The organism is Hylemonella sp. W303a, assembly GCF_046452315.1.
Lineage (GTDB): Bacteria > Pseudomonadota > Gammaproteobacteria > Burkholderiales > Burkholderiaceae_C > Hylemonella.
This window is the reverse complement of sequence record NZ_JBKFDG010000002.1, coordinates 504,238-523,560: the sequence shown is the minus strand read 5'-3', so window position 1 is coordinate 523,560 and position 19,323 is coordinate 504,238. Positions and strand designations below refer to the sequence as shown.

General features: G+C 63.5%; 21 protein-coding genes. 11 read left to right on the top strand and 10 right to left on the bottom strand.

Features of this window, described 5'->3' with window-relative positions; all coding sequences use genetic code 11:
- Positions 1–41 precede the first annotated feature (41 nt).
- The 4 genes from ACLBKS_RS06080 to ACLBKS_RS06065 all read left to right on the top strand — a co-directional run bounded on the left by ACLBKS_RS06080 (position 42) and on the right by ACLBKS_RS06065 (position 2,022).
- Entirely contained in the window at positions 42–470 is a 429-nt protein-coding gene (locus ACLBKS_RS06080; RefSeq protein WP_410191888.1) for a class I SAM-dependent methyltransferase, read from the top strand.
- Between the two features lie 69 nt (positions 471–539).
- Positions 540–995 (top strand): DUF1772 domain-containing protein, encoded by a 456-nt coding sequence (locus ACLBKS_RS06075; protein WP_410191887.1) that lies wholly within the window; start codon positions 540–542, stop codon positions 993–995.
- Between the two features lie 26 nt (positions 996–1,021).
- Entirely contained in the window at positions 1,022–1,444 is a 423-nt protein-coding gene (locus ACLBKS_RS06070; RefSeq protein WP_410191886.1) for a DUF3052 domain-containing protein, read from the top strand.
- A 38-nt stretch (positions 1,445–1,482) separates the two neighbouring features.
- The gene (locus ACLBKS_RS06065; protein WP_410191885.1) at positions 1,483–2,022 is read left to right on the top strand and encodes a Rossmann fold nucleotide-binding protein; all 540 of its coding nucleotides are present in this window, start codon (positions 1,483–1,485) and stop codon (positions 2,020–2,022) included.
- Between the two features lie 185 nt (positions 2,023–2,207).
- Here the strand turns inward: ACLBKS_RS06065 and ACLBKS_RS06060 are convergent, their stop codons facing one another.
- The 7 genes from ACLBKS_RS06060 to ACLBKS_RS06030 all read right to left on the bottom strand — a co-directional run bounded on the left by ACLBKS_RS06060 (position 2,208) and on the right by ACLBKS_RS06030 (position 8,233).
- Entirely contained in the window at positions 2,208–3,518 is a 1,311-nt protein-coding gene (locus ACLBKS_RS06060; RefSeq protein ID WP_410191884.1) for a citrate synthase, read from the bottom strand.
- Positions 3,519–3,564: 46 nt separating this feature from the next.
- Positions 3,565–3,852, bottom strand: a complete 288-nt coding sequence (locus tag ACLBKS_RS06055) for a succinate dehydrogenase assembly factor 2 (RefSeq protein WP_410191883.1) — start codon at positions 3,850–3,852, stop codon at positions 3,565–3,567.
- A 37-nt stretch (positions 3,853–3,889) separates the two neighbouring features.
- Positions 3,890–4,594, bottom strand: a complete 705-nt coding sequence (locus ACLBKS_RS06050; RefSeq protein WP_006295988.1) for a succinate dehydrogenase iron-sulfur subunit — start codon at positions 4,592–4,594, stop codon at positions 3,890–3,892.
- Between the two features lie 32 nt (positions 4,595–4,626).
- Positions 4,627–6,435, bottom strand: coding sequence for a succinate dehydrogenase flavoprotein subunit (sdhA, locus tag ACLBKS_RS06045; RefSeq protein WP_410191882.1), 1,809 nt, complete (start codon positions 6,433–6,435; stop codon positions 4,627–4,629).
- A 3-nt stretch (positions 6,436–6,438) separates the two neighbouring features.
- Entirely contained in the window at positions 6,439–6,804 is a 366-nt protein-coding gene (sdhD, locus tag ACLBKS_RS06040; RefSeq protein WP_410191881.1) for a succinate dehydrogenase, hydrophobic membrane anchor protein, read from the bottom strand.
- Between the two features lie 20 nt (positions 6,805–6,824).
- Positions 6,825–7,268, bottom strand: a complete 444-nt coding sequence (gene sdhC, locus ACLBKS_RS06035; protein WP_410191880.1) for a succinate dehydrogenase, cytochrome b556 subunit — start codon at positions 7,266–7,268, stop codon at positions 6,825–6,827.
- Between the two features lie 194 nt (positions 7,269–7,462).
- A complete protein-coding gene (locus tag ACLBKS_RS06030; protein WP_410191936.1) occupies positions 7,463–8,233 on the bottom strand; it encodes a GntR family transcriptional regulator in 771 nt (256 codons plus the stop codon).
- Positions 8,234–8,533: 300 nt separating this feature from the next.
- Between ACLBKS_RS06030 and ACLBKS_RS06025 the strand changes: the two genes are divergently transcribed.
- The 3 genes from ACLBKS_RS06025 to acnB are packed head-to-tail and all read left to right on the top strand — an operon-like array spanning position 8,534 to position 13,165.
- Complete coding sequence (locus tag ACLBKS_RS06025) at positions 8,534–9,520, top strand: malate dehydrogenase (RefSeq protein WP_410191879.1); 987 nt, start codon at positions 8,534–8,536, stop codon at positions 9,518–9,520.
- Between the two features lie 33 nt (positions 9,521–9,553).
- Positions 9,554–10,558 (top strand): HpcH/HpaI aldolase/citrate lyase family protein, encoded by a 1,005-nt coding sequence (locus ACLBKS_RS06020; protein ID WP_410191878.1) that lies wholly within the window; start codon positions 9,554–9,556, stop codon positions 10,556–10,558.
- Positions 10,559–10,570: 12 nt separating this feature from the next.
- Positions 10,571–13,165, top strand: coding sequence for a bifunctional aconitate hydratase 2/2-methylisocitrate dehydratase (gene acnB, locus ACLBKS_RS06015; protein ID WP_410191877.1), 2,595 nt, complete (start codon positions 10,571–10,573; stop codon positions 13,163–13,165).
- A 149-nt stretch (positions 13,166–13,314) separates the two neighbouring features.
- Here acnB and ACLBKS_RS06010 read toward each other — a convergent pair whose 3' ends face one another.
- Together ACLBKS_RS06010 and ACLBKS_RS06005 are read right to left on the bottom strand one after the other, a co-directional pair.
- Positions 13,315–13,851: a hypothetical protein gene (locus tag ACLBKS_RS06010; RefSeq protein ID WP_410191876.1), complete on the bottom strand. Its 537-nt coding sequence runs from the start codon at positions 13,849–13,851 to the stop codon at positions 13,315–13,317.
- Complete coding sequence (locus tag ACLBKS_RS06005; RefSeq protein WP_410191875.1) at positions 13,841–15,775, bottom strand: zinc-dependent metalloprotease family protein; 1,935 nt, start codon at positions 15,773–15,775, stop codon at positions 13,841–13,843. Before ACLBKS_RS06005 ends, ACLBKS_RS06010 begins: the two co-directional genes overlap by 11 nt.
- Before the next feature lie 167 nt (positions 15,776–15,942).
- On the opposite strand from ACLBKS_RS06005, the gene ACLBKS_RS06000 reads away from it, so the two are divergent.
- From ACLBKS_RS06000 to ACLBKS_RS05985, 4 genes are all read left to right on the top strand, one after another.
- On the top strand, positions 15,943–16,311 hold the full coding sequence (locus tag ACLBKS_RS06000) for a DMT family protein (protein ID WP_410191874.1): 369 nt from the start codon (positions 15,943–15,945) through the stop codon (positions 16,309–16,311).
- A 96-nt stretch (positions 16,312–16,407) separates the two neighbouring features.
- Complete coding sequence (locus tag ACLBKS_RS05995; RefSeq protein ID WP_410191873.1) at positions 16,408–17,055, top strand: DUF47 domain-containing protein; 648 nt, start codon at positions 16,408–16,410, stop codon at positions 17,053–17,055.
- 10 nt (positions 17,056–17,065) lie between these two features.
- On the top strand, positions 17,066–18,088 hold the full coding sequence (locus ACLBKS_RS05990; protein ID WP_410191872.1) for an inorganic phosphate transporter: 1,023 nt from the start codon (positions 17,066–17,068) through the stop codon (positions 18,086–18,088).
- Positions 18,089–18,148: 60 nt separating this feature from the next.
- Positions 18,149–18,619 (top strand): Crp/Fnr family transcriptional regulator, encoded by a 471-nt coding sequence (locus ACLBKS_RS05985; RefSeq protein ID WP_410191871.1) that lies wholly within the window; start codon positions 18,149–18,151, stop codon positions 18,617–18,619.
- A gap of 105 nt (positions 18,620–18,724) precedes the next feature.
- Here ACLBKS_RS05985 and ACLBKS_RS05980 read toward each other — a convergent pair whose 3' ends face one another.
- On the bottom strand, positions 18,725–19,174 hold the full coding sequence (locus ACLBKS_RS05980; protein WP_410191870.1) for a TM2 domain-containing protein: 450 nt from the start codon (positions 19,172–19,174) through the stop codon (positions 18,725–18,727).
- Positions 19,175–19,323: the final 149 nt, after the last annotated feature.

Here is a 19,323-nt window from a genome sequence, read left to right as displayed (position 1 = left end):
TGTGCATCATCCGGGGCGGTACAGGTTTCGAGTTCACAACCATGTCTGAGCGCATCGAACGCTTTGTCGAGTCCATGAACATTCAGCCCGGTGACCGGGTGCTGGAGATCGGTTGCGGGCATGGCCTTGCGGCCACGTTGGTGTGCCAGCGCTTGAAGACAGGGCGCTTCGTGGCCATTGATCGGTCAGGCAAGATGGTCGCCGCAGCCGCGCAGAGAAACAAGGGCTACGTGGAAGCGGGCGTCGCCCGCTTCCTTGAATCAACCTTGGAGCAACTGGATCTTGGGGACGAGCGATTCGACAAAATCTTCGCGATGCGGGTGCGCTTGTTTCACGATCAGCCCGAACTCGCGTGTGAATTGGCGCAGCGCTGGCTCACGGCCCATGGAACACTTTACGTGCAGTATGACGAGCCTGGCCAGACACCGGAGGCGAATGTGACAATCTGGCGAGCTGAACAACTCACCTGATCTGCGTGGCGTATCAGACTCTTCCAAAACTTGAGGACCCGATCCTCCGTGTTGATGACTGCAGGACCCATGATCATTGCATCCACCATCGCCTCGGCGCTCGTTGCCGGGGTGTTCTTTGCCTTCTCCGTCTTCGTGATGCGGGCCCTGGCATCCTTGCCCGCTGCGCAGGGCATCCTGGCGATGCAGCGCATCAACGTCACGGTGATCCATCCGCTGTTTCTGGGGGTCTTTCTTGGCGCTGCGCCCTTGTTGGGCGCCGCCACGTACGTGGTCAGGCATGACCCGCATTCCTTCCCGTGGCTGTTGGCCGCTTTCCTGGTCTATCTGCTGGGTTCGGTGGTGGTGACCTTGGCGTTCAACGTGCCGCGCAACAACCGGCTCGCCACGCTGGAGGCAGACGGTCCGCAAGCAGCCGCGTATTGGCCGGTCTACCTGCGGGTGTGGCTGTTCTGGAACCATGTGCGTTGCATCGCTTCGATCGCCGCCGCGGTGCTGGCCCTGAGCGCGACCAAGGTTGTCTGAACTTGCATCGAACTTCAGGAGGCACCATGGCTGTTGGTTACTCAGGAACGCCCTTGCCCAAGAAGCTCGGCATCACCGAGGCCACGCGTCTGACGGTGCTGCACGCGCCAGGCGACTACGCTGCCATCCTGGGCGAGTTGCCCGCTGGGGCGCAGGTCCAATCCAAACTCGGCGCGAGCACCCGGCTGATCCACCTCTTCGTGACAGAGCGCGAGGTTCTGGCGTCGGAATTGGCGCGCTTGCGCAATGCGCTGCACCCAGACGCGGCTGTTTGGGTGTCGTGGCCGAAGAAGTCCGCCAAGGTGCCCACCACGGTCACCGAAGACACCATCCGCGAACTGGCCCTGCCGCTAGGCTGGGTGGATGTGAAGGTATGCGCGGTCACGGACGTTTGGTCGGGGCTCAAGTTGGTCGTGCGCAAGGAGCTGCGGCCGAAGGCGCAGGCCTGACAGGTCAATGAAACTGAAAAAAGAGGAGCTTCATCACCATGTCCAGTGCGTCCCTACGCAAGCCCCAGATACGCAAGCCCCAGGTCTGTGTCCTCGGCAGCGCCGAGCCGGGCTCCACCGCCTACGAGTTGGCGGGCCAGGCCGGTGCGCTGCTGGCCCGGCACGGCATCACGCTGGTCAGCGGTTGCGGCAGTCCTGCCACGCGGGTGGCCGCCGAGCGAGCGGTTGCTGCAGGCGGTCTGGTACTCAGCATCGTGCCGCCCGACGAGATGCCGCCCGCCGATTGGCCCGCGACGGTGGTGGTGCCTTGTGGCATGGGCGATGCACGCAACCTGCTGATGGCGCTGTCGGGCGACGCCTGCCTGGTCATCGGCGGGCGCGCAGGCACCATTTCGGAAGTCTGCTTGGCGTGGCTACACAAGCGTCCACTGCTGCCTTTGGTCGGGCATGGGGGCTGGTCCGATTCCTTGCCATCGAGTCCTCCCGACGAACGCAAGAACTCGCCCATCCTGCCCTGGAGCAGCATGGCTGAGTTGGAGCGCCAGCTTCGGCAATTGCAGCTCGTGCCTTCTGCCTGACCCGTATGGCCACGGAGACAAGAACGTGATCGCTGGTCGACACAAATGGCCTGATAGGCCCGATATCAAAATCGAAGCGTTCGTCTTCTGAGTAAATCACCATCAAAAAAAGCCCGCCGAAATTCGGCGGGCTTTTTTTTGGAACGCACAAGCAGCGATGACTGCCCGTGTTGCTCGGTGACCGATCAGCGCTTGGCGATCGGCGGCACGTCGCGGCGCGGCGAGCCGGTGAACAGCTGGCGCGGACGGCCGATCTTGTACTCGGGGTCGCCGATCATTTCGTTGAGTTGGGCGATCCAACCCACCGTGCGGGCCAGGGCGAAGATGCCGGTGAACAGGTTGACCGGGATGCCGATGGCGCGCTGCACGATGCCGGAGTAGAAGTCCACGTTCGGGTAGAGCTTGCGCGAGACGAAGTACTCGTCTTCCAGGGCGATCTTCTCCAGTTCCTTGGCCAGGGCGAACAGCGGGTCCTTCTCCAGGCCCAGCTCGGTCAGCACCTCGTTGCAGGTCTGCTGCATCAGCTTGGCCCGCGGGTCGTAGTTCTTGTACACGCGGTGGCCAAAGCCCATCAGCTTGACGCTGGAGTTCTTGTCCTTCACTTGCTTGATGAACTCGCCGATCTTGGCCACGCCACCCTGATTCTGGATGTCGTAGAGCATGTTGAGTGCGGCTTCATTGGCGCCGCCGTGAGCGGGGCCCCAGAGGCAAGCGACGCCCGCGGCGATCGCGGCGAAGGGGTTGGTGCCGGAGGAGCCGCACAGACGCACCGTGGAGGTGGAGGCGTTCTGCTCGTGGTCCGCGTGCAAGATGAAGATGCGGTCCAGCGCCTTCTCGATCACCGGGTTGACCTTGTACTCTTCGCAGGGCGTGGCGAACATCATGCGCAGGAAGTTGCCTGCGTAGCTCAGGTTGTTCTGCGGGTACATGTAGGGCTGACCGATGCCGTACTTGTAGGCCATCGCGACCAGCGTGGGCAGTTTGGCGATCAGGCGGATCGCCGAGATCTCGCGGTGCTCCGGGTTGTTGATGTCCGTGCTGTCATGGTAGAAGGCCGACAACGCGCCGATCAGGCCGGTCAGGATGGCCATGGGGTGGGCGTCACGGCGGAAGCCACGCAGGAAGAACTGCATCTGCTCGTTCACCATGGTGTGGTGCGTGACGAGGTCGGTGAAGCTCTTCTTTTCCGTGGCGTTCGGCAAGCTGCCCTTGAGCAGCAGGTAACAGGTCTCGAGGAAGTCGCAGTTCTCCGCGAGCTGCTCGATGGGGTAGCCGCGGTAGAGCAGTTCGCCCTTGTCGCCATCGATGTAGGTGATGGCGGACTGGCAAGAAGCCGTCGAGAGAAAGCCGGGGTCATACGTGAACATGCCCGTCTGGCCGTACAGCTTGCGGATGTCGATCACGTCCGGGCCGATGTTGCCCGAGTACACGGGCAGCTCGATGGCGGGCTTGCCGTTGCTGAACGACAGGGTGGCTTTGTTGTCTGCTAGTTTCATTTTCTTGACCTTTCTCTCATCAAGCTGGGGGAATCAAAGCAACACCTTAGCGTTGCTGCAACATCTTCAGCACTTCGCGCACTTCGTCACGATCCATCTCAGGGGCCACCTGCGCCAGGGGCTTGCGGCCCAGGTTCAGGTCGAGCAGGTCGTTGTCGCTCAGCTCCATCAGCGCGGACAGGCCGGCGGCCTGGCGCACCGTCAGGGACGACTCATGCTGCTGGAAGAAGCGCTCGATGAACAGATCGTTTTCCAGCAGGCCTCGGCGGCAGCGCCACTTGAGCTTGCTCAGACTGCGTTCATCGATGCGGGGATCTTCCGTCATCACGGTCATCCTGACTTTCTTGCGTGCGTCTCTCGGGTCCGGGCCGTCAGACCGAGCGCGCCACCATCATTTCCTTGATCTTGCCGATGGCCTTGGTGGGGTTCAATCCCTTGGGGCAGACATCGACGCAGTTCATGATGGTGTGGCAGCGGAACAGACGGTACGGGTCTTCCAGGTTGTCCAGACGCTCGGCGGTGGCCTGGTCTCGGCTGTCCGCGATGAAGCGGTAGGCCTGCAACAAGCCGGCGGGGCCGACGAACTTGTCCGGGTTCCACCAGAAGCTGGGGCAGCTGGTCGAGCAGCTCGCGCACAAGATGCACTCGTACAGGCCGTTGAGTTCTTCGCGTTCCTCGGGCGACTGCAGGCGCTCCTTCTCGGGCGGCACTTGCTCGTTGACGAGGTAAGGCTTGATGCTGTGGTACTGCGTGAAGAACTGCGTCATGTCCACGATCAGGTCGCGCACGACGGGCAGGCCCGGCAGCGGCTTGAGCACGATGGTGCCCTTGAGCGTTTTCAAGTTGGTCAGGCAGGCCAGACCGTTCTTGCCGTTGATGTTCATTGCGTCCGAGCCGCAGACGCCTTCGCGGCAGGAGCGGCGGAAGGACAGCGTCGGGTCCACGGCCTTGAGCTTGACCAGGGCGTCGAGCAGCATGCGTTCATTGCCTTCGAGCTCGATCTCGATGGTCTGCATGTAGGGCTTGGCGTCCTTGTCGGGATCGTAGCGGTAGATGCTGAAAGTACGTTTTTGCATGATGTTGGTCCTTGGGTGCCCTTGCGTGACGTTCAGAACGTGCGAACCTTGGGCGGCACGGAGTCCACCGTCAGGGGCTTCAGGTTGACGGCCTTGTAGGTCAGGCTGTTGCTCGCGCTGTGCCACAGGGTGTGCTTCATCCAGTTGGCGTCGTCGCGACCCAGCGGGGCCGTGGGGTGATCGGCCGGGTGCTCATAGTCCTTGACCGTGTGCGCGCCGCGGCATTCCTTGCGGGCGGCGGCGGAGATCATGGTGGCCTGGGCGCACTCGATCAGGTTCTCGACTTCCAGCGCCTCGATGCGCGCCATGTTGAAGACCTTGGAGGTGTCCTTCAGACCAATGCCGCCCACGCGCTCGCGGATGGCGTTGATCTTGCGCACGCCCTCGTCCATGCTGGCTTGCGTGCGGAACACGCCCGCGTGCTGCTGCATGGTCGCGCGGATGTCGTTGGCGACGGTCTGGCAGTATTCACCCTTGGTGTCGGAGTCCAGGCGGTTGAGGCGCGCCAGGGACTTGTCGGCCGCGTCCTTGGGCAGTTCCTTGTGGGACTTGGTGCGTGAGGCGAACTCGACGATGTGGTTGCCGGCCGACTTGCCGAAGACCAGCAGGTCCAGCAGGGAGTTCGTGCCCAGGCGGTTGGCGCCGTGCACCGACACGCAGGAGCATTCGCCCACGGCGTAGAGGCCGTTGACCACTTCGCGGTCGTTGCCGTTTTGCTGCACCACGACCTGGCCGTTGATGTTGGTCGGAATGCCGCCCATCTGGTAGTGGATGGTGGGCACGACGGGGATCGGCTCTTTCGTGATGTCCACGTTGGCGAAGTTCACGCCGATTTCGTAGACCGAGGGCAGGCGCTTGTGGATGGTCTCGGCGCCCAGGTGGTCGAGCTTGAGCAGCACGTAGTCACCGTTGGGGCCGCAGCCACGGCCTTCCTTGATTTCCTGGTCCATCGAGCGGGACACGAAGTCACGCGGGGCCAGGTCCTTCAGCGTGGGCGCGTAGCGCTCCATGAAGCGCTCACCCTTGTTGTTCAGCAGGATGGCGCCTTCGCCGCGGCAGCCTTCGGTCAGCAGCACGCCCGCGCCGGCCACGCCGGTGGGGTGGAACTGCCAGAACTCCATGTCTTGCAGCGGAATGCCCGAACGCGCCGCCATGCCCAGGCCGTCACCGGTGTTGATGAAGGCGTTGGTGGAGGCCGCGAAGATGCGGCCCGCGCCGCCGGTGGCCAGCAGCACGGTCTTGGCTTGCAGGATGTGCAGGTCGCCGGTTTCCATTTCCAGCGCGGTCACGCCCACCACGTCGCCTTCGGCGTCGCGGATCAGGTCCAGCGCCATCCACTCGACGAAGAACTGGGTCTTGGCCGACACGTTTTGCTGGTACAGCGTGTGCAGCATGGCGTGGCCGGTGCGGTCGGCTGCAGCGCAGGCGCGTTGCACGGGCTTTTCGCCGTAGTTGGCCGTGTGGCCACCAAAGGGGCGTTGGTAGATGGTGCCGTCCGGGTTGCGGTCGAAGGGCATGCCGAAGTGCTCCAACTCGTAGACGACCTTGGGCGCTTCACGGCACATGAATTCGATCGCGTCCTGGTCGCCGAGCCAGTCGGAGCCCTTGACGGTGTCGTAGAAGTGGTAGTGCCAGTTGTCCTCGGACATATTGCCCAGCGAGGCGCCGATGCCGCCTTGCGCCGCCACGGTGTGTGAGCGGGTGGGGAAGACCTTGGACAGCACGGCGACGTTCAGGCCGGCGCGCGCCAGTTGCAGCGAGGCGCGCATGCCGGAGCCGCCCGCGCCGACGATGACGACGTCGAACTTGCGCTTGGTGATGGACGAAGAGGTATAGGACATGACTCAGAGGCTCCAGAGGACTTGGAGGGCCCAGCCAGCGCAACCCGCCAGCCAGACGATGGTGAACACCTGCAGCGACAGCCGCAGCCAGACGGGCTTGATGTAGTCCATCCAGATGTCGCGCATGCCGACCCAGACGTGCCAGATCAGCGCGATCACCACGGCGAAGGTGATGACCTTCATCCACTGTGGCGCGAAGATGGCAGCCCAGCTCTGGTAGCCCAGCGGGCCGCTGCTCAGCAGCACGCGCGCCAGCAGCAGCGCGGTGAAGAGGGCCATGATGACGGCGGTGGCGCGCTGGACGATCCAGTCACGCACGCCATAGTGCGCGCCCACGACGAGGCGCTTGGAGCCGTAGTTGACGGACATGGTGTGTGCTCCTTGGTGACTCAGTACAGGCCGAACAGCTTGGCGCCCAGCACGACGGTCAGTCCAATGGACAGGACCAGCGTGACCACGGCGGACTTGCGGCCGAATTCCTTGGTGACGGCGTGCGTGGCGTCCATCCAGAGGTGGCGCAGGCCCGCGATGATGTGGTGCAGGTAGGCCCAGATCAGGCCCAGCGTGGCGAGTTTCACGAACCAGCCTGGCACGAAGCCGATGCCTGCGCTGAATGCGGCTGCGAAGCGTTCGTAGGACAGCTCCGAGGTGGTGGCGGTGTCAAACAGCCAGATGACGAAGGGCAGCAGCAGGAACATCAGCGCGCCGCTGACGCGGTGCAGGATGGACACCCACCCCGCCGCGGGCAGGCGGTAGGTGGGGAGGTCCTTGAGGGCGTTGATGTTGCGGAACTCGGGCCGCTGGGCCCGGGTGGGAGTGGCAAGCTCGGACATGGTGTGTCTCTCTTGGTGAAAAGAAAAATTCGCTCCGCGATGCACGGGTGGTGGCAGGGGGAGCGAGGTCGCCGGATTCTAGGTCAAGGCAGGACTTGTCTGCATTCCCGAGTGATTCATTTCGTGCTGTTCAGTGCGTGATCCGTTGTGTGCATGGGGGTATCGCGTGATGGGTTCCTTGCGCCATCCCCAATTCAATTGAGAACGTTGCGGTAGTGGTGCATGTCCGTCAGGTACAGGCCACGGCGTAGTTCCATGGGGACATCGTTGTAGGTATAGGCGACGCGCTCGACACTCAGCAAGGGCGTCGAGCGGCTGATCTTGAGCAATGCGCTTTGGGCCGCGTCGGGCAGCACCGCGCGGATTTTTTCCTCGGCCCGCACCATGCGCACGCCGAATTCGGTCTCGAACAGGGCGTACATCGGCCCCAGGTTGTCGCGCAGGCGCTCGGCCGTGAGGCCCTTGAAGGGCGCGCCAGGCAACCAGAGGTCTTCCAAGATGGTGGGGCGGCCGGAGAAAGACAGCACCCGGCGCACTTGCAGCACGCCATCGCCTGTGCGCAGCGCGAGCGCGCGCGCGACCTCCGCGCTGGCCCGCACCCGCTTGCAGTCGATCACGTGGCGCTCGGCGGGGGTCGCCTGGCGCGGTTCGCCCGCGTCGAAGGCATCGGGCATCAGGCGCAGGAATCGGTATTGCACCTGCTGCTCCGCATGCGTGGCGACGAAGGTGCCCTTGCCCTGGCGACGCAGCAGCAGGTTGTCGGCCGCGAGTTCGTCAATGGCCTTGCGCACGGTGCCCTGGCTGACGCGGTAGCGCGCGGCCAGGTCGAGCTCGCTGGGGATGGCCTCGCCCGGTTTCCATTCGCCCGACTGCAGGCTTTGCAGGATCAGTCCTTTGATTTGCTGGTAAAGCGGGCTGAACGCGGGCGCGAGCGGCGAGGGCGCGGAGGCAGGCGTGGAAGCCATGCCGTCCGTGGCGTCACCGGCGCTGGAGGGCGTTTGGGAGCTCATGGCGGTGGCAGGGCGGGTGGCGGGCGGGAGGGATATGAATTTGCCGACCCGTGCGAGGAAGCTCGCCAGGGAGGGCTTGATGGGCGTCAATCATATCTTATATAAGACATAAGACAAATTGAAACAGCCCGGTTTTCGGGCTACACTTCCAAATGCTTCCCAGCGGTGCCAGGCCCGCGTGTTTGCGGCAGAGTTTCGCAGCGCCACGGCTGTTTCCGCGTTCAACTTCTTCAACAAAATCCTGGAGTTCCTGCCATGAGCAAAAAGCCTGTTCGTGTCGCCGTCACCGGCGCTGCCGGTCAAATCGGTTACGCCCTGCTGTTTCGCATCGCCTCGGGCGAAATGCTGGGCAAGGACCAGCCCGTGATCCTGCAACTGCTCGAAATCCCCGACGAGAAGGCCCAGAAGGCGCTCAAGGGCGTGATCATGGAGCTGGAAGACTGCGCTTTCCCGCTCCTGGCTGGCGTGATCCCCACGGGTGACCCGCTGGTGGCCTTCAAGGACGCCGACTACGCCCTGCTGGTGGGCGCACGTCCGCGCGGCCCGGGCATGGAACGCGCCGACCTGTTGGCCGCCAACGCCCAGATCTTCACCGCCCAAGGCAAGGCCCTGGACAAGGTGGCCTCGCGCAACGTCAAGGTGCTGGTGGTCGGCAACCCCGCCAACACCAATGCCTACATCGCGATGAAGAGCGCGCCCAGCCTGCCGCGCGAGAACTTCACCGCCATGCTGCGCCTGGACCACAACCGCGCCGCTTCGCAGATCGCCGCCAAGACCGGTGGCAAGGTCGGCGAGATCGAGAAGCTCGCCGTCTGGGGCAACCATTCGCCCACCATGTACGCCGACTACCGCTTCGCCACCATCGGTGGCAAGAGCGTGAAGGACCTGATCAACGACCAGGTCTGGAACGAAACCGTGTTCCTGCCGACCGTGGGCAAGCGCGGCGCGGCCATCATCGACGCGCGCGGCTTGTCGTCCGCGGCCTCCGCCGCCAACGCCGCCATCGACCACATGCGCGATTGGGCCCTGGGCACCAACGGCAAGTGGGTCACCATGGGCGTGCCCTCCAATGGCGAATACGGCATCCCGAAGGACGTGATCTTTGGCTTCCCGGTCACGACCGAAGGCGGCAAGTACAAGATCGTCGAAGGCTTGGCCATCGACGAGTTCAGCAAGAAGTGCATCGACAAGACCCTGGCCGAGCTGCAAGGCGAGCAGGACGGCGTCAAGCACCTGCTGTGATCCTTCGCGCCTGACGCACCACCCCAGCAGTCCATGCTCCACCCGCGTGACGTTCTACTTGGCGCCCAGGCCGCGACCGGCTTCTTGCCGGTGTGCGACCACTACTGTGGCGTCGAGGTGCGCATGCGCAAGAGCCTGGCCTTGCAGGCCGAGCTGGCCGAGGAGTTCGGCGCCATTGTCTTTGACGTGACGCTGGATTGCGAGGACGGCGCGCCCGCCGGTGCCGAGGCCGAGCACGCTGCCCTGGTGGCCAGCATGGCCTTGGGCGCCGCCCCATCAGCCCGGGTCGCGGCCCGGGTGCACCCCGTGGGTCACCCGGCGTTCGAGGCCGATGTGCGGACCATCGTGGGGCAGGCGGGTTCGCGCTTGCGCCATCTGATGGTGCCCAAGGTCGAGTCCGTGGCCGACGTGGCGCGGGCCGCGGCTGCGGTCGACGCGGCCGGAGGCCAGCGCCTGCCGCTGCACGTGTTGGTCGAGTCGCCTTCGGCGGTGCACCGCGCCTTTGAGATCGCCGCGCACCCGCGTGTGCAGTCGATCAGCTTTGGCCTGATGGATTTCGTCTCGGCCCATGGCGGCGCGATCCCCGACAGCGCCATGACGGCGCAAGGCCAGTTTGACCATCCCCTGGTGGTGCGCGCCAAGTTGGAAATCGCCGCCGCCTGCCATGCCCATGGCAAGACGCCTGCGCATTGCGTGGTGACCGAATTCAAGGACGCCGCCGCCTTGCAGCGCGCCGCCCAGCGTGCCGCGCGCGAGCTGGGCTACACGCGCATGTGGAGCATCCACCCCGACCAGATCCGCCCCATCGTCGCGGCCTTCGCACCGCAGGAGCAGGACATCGAGCGGGCCGCCACCCTCATCGAGGCGGCTGAACAAGCGCAGTGGGCGCCCATCAGCCACCAAGGCGTTTTGCACGACCGCGCCAGCTACCGCTACTACTGGCAAGTGCTGGAGCGCGCATTCCGCACCGGCAAGGCCTTGCCCGCGAGCGTGCGAGGCCATTTCACCCAAGATCAACCAGACCCTGAACTCATCTGACAGGAGCACACCATGTTGCAAGCCTACCGCGCCCATGTCGCTGAACGCGCCGCGCTCGGCATCCCGCCGCTGCCGCTGACCGCCAAGCAGGTGGCCGAACTGATCGAACTGATCAAGAACCCCCCGGCCGGCGAAGACGCCTTCTTGCTGGACCTGCTGACGCACCGCGTGCCCCCGGGCGTGGACGACGCAGCCAAGGTCAAGGCCAGTTTCCTGGCCGCCGTGGCCCATGGCGACATCAAGGTGGGCCTGATCTCCAAGGCCAAGGCCACCGAGCTGCTGGGCACCATGGTGGGCGGATACAACGTGCACCCCTTGATCGAACTGCTGGACGACGCCGAAGTGGCGGGCGTTGCCGCCGAGGGCCTGAAGAAGACCCTGTTGATGTTCGACTACTTCAACGACGTGGCGACCAAGGCCAAGGCGGGCAACGCCAAGGCCAAGGAAGTCATGCAGAGCTGGGCGAATGCGGAGTGGTTCACCTCGCGCCCCGAAGTCGAGAAGAAGATCACCGTCACCGTCTTCAAGGTGCCGGGTGAGACCAACACCGACGACCTGTCGCCCGCGCCCGATGCCTGGAGCCGCCCCGACATCCCGCTGCACTACCTGGCCATGTTGAAGAACACGCGCCCGGATGCCGCCTTCAAGCCCGAGGAAGACGGCAAGCGCGGCCCGATGAAGTTCATCGACGACCTCAAGAAGAAGGGACACCTGGTCGCCTACGTGGGTGACGTGGTGGGCACGGGTTCCAGCCGCAAGTCGGCCACCAACTCGGTGATCTGGGCCACGGGCCAAGACATCCCCTTCGTGCCGAACAAGCGCTTCGGCGGCGTCACACTGGGCGGCAAGATCGCCCCGATCTTCTTCAACACGCAGGAAGACTCGGGTTCGCTGCCGATCGAAGTGGACGTGTCCAAGCTGGAAATGGGCGACGTCGTGGACGTGCTGCCCTATGACGGCAAGATCCTGAAGAACGGCCAGACCGTGGCCGAGTTCAAGCTCAAGAGCGACGTGCTGCTGGACGAAGTGCGCGCGGGTGGCCGCATCAACCTGATCATTGGCCGTGCCCTCACCTCCAAGGCGCGTGAATTCCTGGGCTTGCCCGCCTCGACCCTGTTCCGTCTGCCCCAAGCCCCGGTGGCATCCAAGGCCGGTTTCACCCTGGCGCAGAAGATGGTGGGCCGCGCGGTCGGCTTGCCGGAAGGCCAGGGCGTGCGCCCGGGCACCTACTGCGAGCCCAAGATGACCACGGTCGGCTCGCAAGACACGACGGGCCCCATGACCCGCGACGAGCTGAAAGACCTGGCCTGCCTGGGCTTCAGCGCCGACATGGTGATGCAGTCCTTCTGCCACACGGCGGCTTACCCCAAGCCGGTGGACGTCAAGACCCACCGCGAGCTGCCCGCCTTCATCAGCAACCGCGGCGGCGTGGCCCTGCGCCCCGGTGACGGCGTGATCCACTCCTGGCTCAACCGCCTGCTGTTGCCCGACACCGTGGGCACCGGCGGCGACAGCCACACGCGTTTCCCGATTGGCATTTCCTTCCCCGCTGGCTCGGGCCTGGTGGCTTTCGCCGCCGCCACCGGCGTGATGCCGCTGGACATGCCTGAATCGGTGCTGGTGCGCTTCAAGGGCCAGATGCAGCCGGGCGTGACCCTGCGCGACCTCGTGCACGCCATTCCGCTCTACGCCATCAAGGCCGGTCTGCTGACCGTGGCCAAGGCGGGCAAGAAAAACATCTTCTCGGGCCGCATCCTCGAAATCGAGGGCCTGCCGGATCTGAAGGTGGAGCAGGCGTTTGAGCTGTCCGACGCTTCGGCCGAGCGCTCTGCCGCCGGCTGCACGATCAAGCTGAACCCCGAGCCGATCAAGGAATACCTCACCAGCAACGTCGTGCTGATGAAGAACATGATCGCCGAGGGCTACGCCGACGCCAAGACGCTGCAGCGCCGCATCGAGAAGGTCGAGGCCTGGCTGGCCAAGCCCGAGTTGCTCGAGGCCGACAAAGACGCCGAGTACGCCGCCGTGATCGAGATCGACCTGGCCGACATCACCGAACCCATCGTCTGCTGCCCGAACGACCCGGATGATGCCAAGTTCCTGTCCGAGGTCGCGGGCGCGAAGATCGACGAAGCCTTCATCGGTTCGTGCATGACCAACATCGGCCACTTCCGCGCGGCGGCCAAGCTGCTGGGCGGCCAGCGCGACATCCCGGTCAAGCTGTGGATCGCGCCGCCGACCAAGATGGACCAGAACGAGCTGATCAAGGAAGGCCATTACGCCGCCTTCGGCACCGCCGGTGCACGCACCGAAATGCCGGGCTGCTCGCTGTGCATGGGCAACCAGGCCCAGGTGAAGGAGGGCGCCACGGTGATTTCCACGTCCACGCGCAACTTCCCGAACCGCCTGGGCAAGAACACGAACGTGTACCTGGGCTCGGCCGAGCTGTCCGCCATCGCCTCGCGCCTCGGCCGCCTGCCGTCCAAGGCCGAGTACTTGAAGGAAATGGGCATCATCGACGCCGACAAGGCCAGCGTCTACCGCTACATGAACTTCGACCAGATCGAGGAGTACAAGGAAGTGGCCGAGAAGGCTGCTGCCTGCTGATCCTGCGCCGCGCCCGCTGCGGCGGGTGCGAGGCCCGAGCCCGCCGTTCAGGCGGTGCAGAACGAACAAAGGCCCCAGGGTGTTGCCCTGGGGCCTTTGTTTTTGGGTGTGGCTTGCGTAGCCTTCTGTCCAGTCAGCCCTGGTTTCGCTCAGGGCAGGCGTTCCAACAGCAAGTCCAGATTGGGCTCGTCCTCGGTGGCAATGCCGGGCTTGGTGACAGGCTCGATTTGCTTCAAGACACGCACGCGCCAGCGCTGGCCGGACTCTTCGATGATGACGGTCGAGGGGGTCACGTTGCCGGTCACCGGCAATTGCTCTCCCGCCGAAGTCTGAATGAACCATTGTCCCGTGCCCTGACGCAGCAGGCGAGCCTGGCCCACCAGCCGACGCCCCGAGCGGGCATGCGTCAGCTCGATGCGGTCGGGCGGGGTCTGGGCACTGCCACCCCAGGTGCGGACCACGGTGGGGCCGGAGGGGTGCAGGTCGCGGCTCACGCTGTCGGGCGGCGGCAAGGAGGAGTTGCTGCTTGCCGTGCTGGGGCTGCTCTGCGCCGCAGCATTCGGCGTGGCGGGTTCCCCGGGCTTGCCTTGAACGGGGGCGGGCGGGTTGGCGACGCAGCCTGCGGTCAGGCTGAGCAGCAGGGCGAGCAGAAGAGGGCGATGGGTGCCGCGCGGGTCATTTGCCATGACGTAGCTTTTCGAAGAAGAGCATGGATGGAGATGTTTCGTGGGCGATCGGTTGTTTATCCGCTGTGATCGGGTTGGTGACCAACGTGTTGTTCGCTTTGACTAAGCTGGCGCCCGTATTTCCCCAGGGGCTGCGCGCGAAGGGAAGTTTGAGATTGCCCCAGTCGTTATGGTCGGTCAGTATTTCTTGCAGTGCGTCATCATTCAAAGAGCCCATCAATGCCGTGGACGTTAGGTTGCCGCTGAGATCCCAGTCAGCGTAAGCTGAGCCATTTAAGTTGCCGCGGCCAACGTTGTTGGCCTCCAGTAGGCTGGCTTCATTCAGGGGTGTGCTGCTCCCGTCGGAAAAGTCCATGAAGAACTGTGATGGGGCGCTATAAGGTGAGTTGGGTAATGAACTCAAATTGATGTCTTGTTCAAATTCATAGCGCCAGCGCAAGTAAGCTGTGTCGGCTTCTGGATTAGCATCCAAACCGTTGAGTTGGTATAGGTAGTTCATCACGCTCCAATAATTGGGCTTGTAATTGGTTTGCTCGTTGCCGCCGTGTTCCAGGCCCAGGTTGTGCCCCAACTCATGCATGATGGTTGATGCTTGTGTATTGATCAGGTAATTAAGCTCGGCGGTTGGTGTTGTGGCGAGCGGCCAGGCTCCCATCGACACAATAAGGTCGTTGCCAATCAATTCCGCCAAGCCTGATGAACCCGCAGTGCCATCATTCTTTTGCGAGTTCGCTAGCAGCAGGTAGTGGAAGACCGCGCGGCGGCGCAAGTCCATGTACTCGGCCTTGTAGTCGTAGAGGCTACGCCGGCTGCTGGTATTGTCTGCGCAAGTGGTCTGATTAAAGGTCACACACTTCTCATAAGCCACGACGCTGCTGCCTTGGCCCAGATTGAAATTCGTTGTCGAGAAACTGGCAGTGAAGAAGGTGCCCACATCAAAGTGCACGGCGATGTTCCGGTTGTCGAACGCCTCCACCACTTTCTCTAGCGCTTCACGACGCGGAATCCCCCCAGGACCCGCACCGATCATGTGATCAACTTCGATGAAGATGTCCCGTTTGCCTGTGCGCGCGCCCATGGCATAGAGGTCTAGTCCACCGAAGGTGCCGCCGGAAACTTCGGCCGTATCAGGGATGCCATCGCCATCGGCGTCGGCGCTGTTGCCCACGTCGTTGCGACCTGCGGGAGTGGCCCAGTTGACGCTGGTCCAATCGCTCGCGCTGTCGCTGTCCGTGCTGATTGGGTGGCGGCGAACAATCGAGTATCCATAATCAGTGTCCATCGAGCTAGGCAAAGACGATGCCGAGGCGCCGAACCATTGACTGCTGGTTGTGGGGGCCTGAGTTGAGGCGCCGAAGCGGACGAAATCTACGGTTGAGCCATTTTTCAGTATTTCGATGAATCCGCCGCTGCGCCAAAACGGGACTTGATTACCGAAGCGGAGGCGGACCATCTGGGTACCTCGCTGTCCTGCATTGGAGGCATTACCTGAAACAAGCACATACCCGCCGGCCGGCACGGAAAAGCTTGGCGGTGTGAATGTGGTAGTTGTGACCGTCGCGCTGAGGGTGGCGTTGGTGCTGCTGGATCTGATCCGATAGCCCGAGAGATCAATGGCCAATACCGTCGGGTTGTAGACCTCAAACCAGCAATCCACGTTGTAGTAGTAGCAGCTCCCCACCTCGGAAATGACGAGGTCCGTGGGCGTCCGTGCGGTGCTGCCTCCACTCCCGCCACCCCCGCCGCCCCCTCCGCCACCACCACCACACGCCGCGACCAGGGCAGCGCCAGAGATCAGCAGCGGCCAGAGCAAGGCGCTGCGCCAGCGGGCGAAGCGCGTCGTTGAACTGGGTTGTGCGGAGTAGGGGAAGTCAAGTGGGCTAAGACCGAGAGGATGGTCTTGCCGAGCGGGCTTGTGGGGCATGTGCAGAGAGGTCAGCAATGTAGGGAAATCTCCATGCGGCAGTCGCTCGGCTGGCGGCGCGTGGAGATCAGCGAGGTCCGAGGTATTCTATGAACCGCTGTCATTGATGAATGCTGAATGAACATTCGAGGTGGCGGCAAATTGTTTCTGCTTGTAAGACACCCCTCATGCCGTTCCTTCAATCCATTCCCCTGTCCGTCCAGACCGTTGTGTTGCTGATCGCCAGCAATGTCTTCATGACCTTCGCCTGGTACGGCCACCTCAAGAACCTGGCGACCGCGCCCTGGTACACGGCGGCCTTCGTGAGTTGGGGCATTGCCTTGGCCGAATACCTGTTGCAGGTGCCAGCCAACCGCATCGGTTTTCAGCAGGCGGGGTTCACGGTGGGGCAGCTCAAGATCATTCAAGAGGTCATCACCCTCAGCGTCTTCGTGCCCTTCGCCGTCTTTTACATGCGCGAGCCCTTCAAGCTGGACTACCTCTGGGCGGCCTTGTGCATGGTGGGCGCGGTGTATTTCATCTTCCGCAGCGCTTGAATCGGGCGAGGCGCTGCCCTGCGTGCGTGGATCGTGATTCGCCAGGCGTCGGCGGTTAAACTCGACGTTTCATCAATTTGTCACAAATAAGACGCCATGCTGTTTGGAAAACTGATGCCGCGCGACGGCAATTTCTTCGAGAAATTCAACCAGCATGCGGACCGCACGGTACAGGCCGCCCGGGCCTTTGCCCTGCTGGTGGCGAATTACGGAGACGCGCAGCTGCGCGAACAGTACAACCGCGAGGTGGACGAGGCCGAACACGCGGCGGACCGCATCACGCAGGATGTGAGCCGTACCCTGCACCTGACCTTCATCACGCCCATTGACCGCGAGCAGATCCACACGCTGATCAACACCATGGACGACGTGGCCGATCTGCTGCAGGACGCGGCCGAGACCATGGCGCTGTACGACGTGCGCGAGATGACCGATGAAATCGTGCGCCTGACCGAACTGTGCGTGAAGTGCTGCGAACGGGTGAAGGACGCGGTCTACCTGCTGGGCACGATCGGCGAGGCCAAGTCCGCCGAGGCTGCGCTCAAGACCTGTGAGGAGATCGACAAGCTGGAGTCCGACGCGGACCGCGTGATGCGCACTGCCATGAGTAAGCTCTTCCGAGAGCAGCCCGACGTGCGCGAGATCATCAAGCTCAAGGCCATTTACGAATTGTTGGAGACCGTGACCGACCGCTGCGAGGACGTGGCCAACGTCATCGAGGGCATCGTCCTCGAAAACGCCTGAGGTTCCGGACATGGAGAACCTCACTCACGTGACGCAGACCGCGTTGTGGACCATCGTCCTGTTGGTCTGCCTGGCCCTGGTCTTCGACTTCATGAACGGGTTTCATGACGCGGCCAATTCCATCGCCACGGTCGTTTCCACCGGCGTCTTGCGACCCGGCCAGGCCGTGCTGTTCGCGGCCTTTTTCAACGTCGCGGCGATTTTTGTCTTCCACCTCAGCGTGGCAGCCACCGTGGGCAAGGGCATCGTGCAGCCGGGCGTGGTGGACACCCATGTGATCTTTGGCGCGCTCGCGGGCGCGATCACCTGGAACCTGATCACCTGGTACTACGGCATTCCCAGCAGTTCTTCGCATGCGCTGATCGGTGGCATCGTGGGCGCAGTGATCGGCAAGTCCGGCACCGATGCGCTGCTGGCCAGCGGCATCTTGAAGACGGTGCTTTTCATCTTCGTGTCGCCCCTGCTGGGTTTTCTGCTGGGCTCGCTGATGATGCTGCTCGTGGCCTGGCTGTTCCGGCGCACCTCGCCCGCGCGGGTGGATGGCTGGTTTCGCCGCCTGCAGCTGGTGTCCGCCGGGGCGTACAGCCTGGGTCACGGCGGCAACGACGCCCAAAAGACCATCGGCATCATCTGGATGCTGCTGATCGCCACCGGCTATGGCGCCGCCAGTGACGCCTCACCGCCAGGCTGGGTGATCGTGTCCTGCTACCTCGCCATCGGCTTGGGCACGATGTTTGGTGGCTGGCGCATCGTCAAGACCATGGGCCAGAAGATCACCAAGCTCAAGCCCGTGGGTGGTTTCTGCGCTGAAACGGGCGGGGCGCTGACCCTGTTCTTTGCGACGGCCCTGGGGGTACCGGTGTCGACCACCCACACCATCACTGGCGCCATCGTGGGCGTGGGTTCAGCCCAGCGCGCCAGCGCCGTGCGCTGGGGGGTGGCGGGCAACATCGTGTGGGCCTGGATTTTCACCATTCCGGCCAGTGCCTTCGTGGCCATCGTCGCCTACTGGGTCAGCCTGGGCTTGTTCTGATTTTGTTCGTCCTATACATTTGCGGCCACCCATTCCACCCGCCGCAAGGAAGGACGACCCATGGCGACGCCCGTTGACCTGCTTCAGAACGTCTCTCTTTTCAAGGACCTGTCGGCCGCTGAGCTGCAGACGATCAATGGCATCGCGCAGGTCCAGACTTTCGCCGCCGGCGACCAAGTCTTCGGGGAGGGCGATCCGGCGGATGCCCTGTACGTCATCAAATTTGGTTCGGTGCGCATCAGCCACAGCGCGCGTGACAACGAGGTGGACATCGCGCAACTGGGCTCCGGCTCGCACTTCGGTGAAATGTCCTTCGTGGACGGTGAGCCCCGGTCGGCGACGGTCGAGGTGCTCGAAAAAAGCGAGCTGGTGCGCATCGGCTTCACGGAGCTGAAAGCCCTCTTTGGCAAGCAGCCTGGGATCGCCGTCAAGGCCTACCAGTCCCTGGCGCATTTCCTGTGTCGGCGCCTGCGCGTGACGACGACCGATCTTTCCTTCGCGCGTGAGCGCAAGAGCACTCGGCATTCCTGAAAGGGCGGCACAGTCCGCTCGGGCTTCATGGCGTTTGGCCGGGGGGCTGGCTTGGCGCTAGGCCTAGGCCCCCATTCGCAGCCGATTCTTCACTGCCTTATCGCGTTATTGCGAAATCTTCTGCGCCTCTTCGATCTGGTACTCGAAGTAGCGCTGGAAGCTGAAGGCAATCGACGACATCAGCGCCGTCGCACCGATCAACAGCGAGCACACCACCGCGCCGATGGTGAGCCATTGGGTGCGTCCGGCGCTGTCGTCCGGCGCGGCCTGTGGGTTGTGCCGCGCGTTCCATTTCTCAGGCGTGGCCAGGCCATAGACGATGGCCGTCAGCGCGCACGCGGCGATGGTGAAGCCAAACAGGGGGGTGAGCACCCAGCTCCAACCGTCGTCCACGCCAAACTCCAGTGCTCGCCGGATGCCGTACAGACCCAAGGCCGTGGGGATGGGCAAGAACCAGCCCAGCGTGTCCGTCCAGCCGTGCAGGTAAAAGCGGTGCAGGCCAAACGGGCCGCCCAGGAAGGCCAGCCACGCGGCCAACGTCTTGTTTTTTCGCATGGGACCGGATTGTGCCGCAGCCCGCGCACGACCTGACCTGGCGCTGAGGTTCATGCGGCTATAATTGAGGGCTTTCCGATGTGTCGCTGGCCGGGTGGTCAGTCGCGTGTCTCAAACGTCGGGAGAAACCGGGCCTGCTTGTTGTATCT